The sequence below is a fragment of the Variovorax sp. P4_D9 genome, from assembly GCF_056401695.1.
Genome location: NZ_JBFUIU010001255.1, coordinates 1 through 1914, shown reverse-complemented (window position 1 = coordinate 1914; position 1914 = coordinate 1). Strand labels below are relative to the sequence as shown.

The following is a 1914-nucleotide window of genomic DNA, read 5'->3' as shown; positions in this document are numbered from 1 at the left end:
GTTCTGGAAGCCCGCGAACGTGAGGGTTCTGCTGCTCGCGGAATCGCACGTGTACACCAGCGATGCCGACCGAAACATCACTATCCCGCCTATTTCAGAACTACCGGGCTATCCGACGCAATACTCGAAATTCGTGTACTGCCTCGGATACGGTGAACGAACACTGACCAACAGCGCTGTTCATCCAAGGCGCGACGGGACGCCTCAGTTCTGGAAGATCTTCTTCAGCTGCAACAACCCGATTTCGTGCACCGATGACTTCAAGTCGATATTGGGGCAAACACCCACCCACCAGCGACTTCAAAACAAAATCAATCTGCTGAAGGAACTGAAGGCAAAAGGAATTTGGCTTGTCGATGCGAGCATCGTCGCCCTCTACAGAGATGGCGAAAAGGCTCCGAACATGAGCGCGGCGCTTCAGGAGTCGTGGCGGTCGTACACGCGCGATATCGTCATCTCGTCAGGCGCTGAGCATGTGATTTGCATTGGCAAGGGGGTCGCCGGCATTGTTGAAGACGACCTGACAAAGCACTTTCGCGGACGGTATACGGTGATTCCTCAGCCAAACGCCTTTCTTCCTTCCGAGGGGCATATGGAGAACTTCAGAAGATACAGCAGCATCTGCTGTCGATGACGCTCGGTTGTTGGTCACCCGTTCGGGAACTGTTCCGCAATACCCCCTTGCTTCATTTCGCGCGCGCAAGAATCCGTGCTCGAGCACTCATCTGGGCTGCGCAGCAGTAGAGGCCGATTTGCCGCTTATTGAGACGTACAACGCGCGGAGGTCTGAGAGTGCGCCCACCCGGTTGCGGACGGAGATTCCACCCATGCCCTACGAGGGGCGGATCGGTGCTCCCTTGACTTGGCTCTTGGCGAACCCGGGCTATGACAGTTCGCCTGGCTACGTGTTCAACCATCCGCCGCCCCTGACCCCGGGGTGGCCCATGCAAAGCTTGGCACCGGAGTATCGGGAGGGCTACGGGAAGTGGACCTGGGATCGTTTACGTGAACTGCGTGAGGCCTTGGGCGATCAGCATGTCAGCAACAACGTGCTGGCCGTTCAGTTGTGCCCGTGGGCCTCCAAGAAGTTTGATGCAGGATTGCGACTGCCGTCGCGCGAATATGCTCGGAAGCTCGTGTTGCACCAACTGGATATTGGCTCGCAGTTCGTGTTGGTCCGCAGCGAAGCGGCTTGGCGCGAACTTGTTCCTGAGCTCGCTCAAGTGATGCTCGCGCGTACTGCACACACGCTGACGGCACACCTTTCGAGGGGCAACTTAGGCCAACACTGGGATGCGGTGTACCGAGCGGTCTCGGGAAAGACAGCCTAAAGGAAGAATGCAGGCCGGAGCCATGAACAGTGGTCCCAAAAGCGACGGCGTTTCTTTCCCCTTGTGGCTCGGCGACGGCAACTAGATCCGACCCAGCTCGGCGACTGGCGTGAGGACTGGGATTGGCGAGCAAACGACAACATGGCGTGYCCCGCGCGTCAACGCGACGTAAAGATTTTGAGCGGTCATCGATTCAGGATGGAGCACCACTGAGACGTCCGCCTCCAGGCCCTTAAGCAGCAGTGTGCTTCCTACCGAACGTCGTGCAATAGGCCGACTGCGGTGCCGATTTCGCTCGCGGGCATGAACGGCTGCGCTCAGAAGGTCGGTGCCTCCCCCGGCAGCGGCTTGCATGGCTGACCGGCAGCCGTGCAATACCTCTGGTCGGTACACGCGCGAGCCAGGCTGGTCCGAGAAGGCGTTGAGCACACTTAGCGCGCGCTCCATGGTCGGATCCGCGACAAATGCCACTGCCTCAGCCTCTGCCGGCGTTGGGGGAGTGCGGGCTCTTCCGCCGCGGAGGGACTCGACCCGTGTCTTCAAGGCTGCCGCGCCAACCCCTGTCATCACGCTGGACGCGAAT

At 59.4% G+C, this 1914-nt stretch carries 2 protein-coding genes; both read left to right on the top strand.

The genetic code is table 11. The features are described 5' to 3' along the window. A partial coding sequence (locus AC1DY5_RS53655) for a hypothetical protein (RefSeq protein ID WP_478122358.1) occupies positions 1-634 on the top strand: 634 nt, incomplete at its 5' end. Positions 635-827: 193 nt separating this feature from the next. Next, positions 828-1331 carry a hypothetical protein gene (locus AC1DY5_RS53650; protein WP_478122357.1) on the top strand — a complete coding sequence of 168 codons (504 nt, stop codon included), beginning with the start codon at positions 828-830 and terminating at the stop codon, positions 1329-1331. Positions 1332-1914 lie beyond the last annotated feature (583 nt).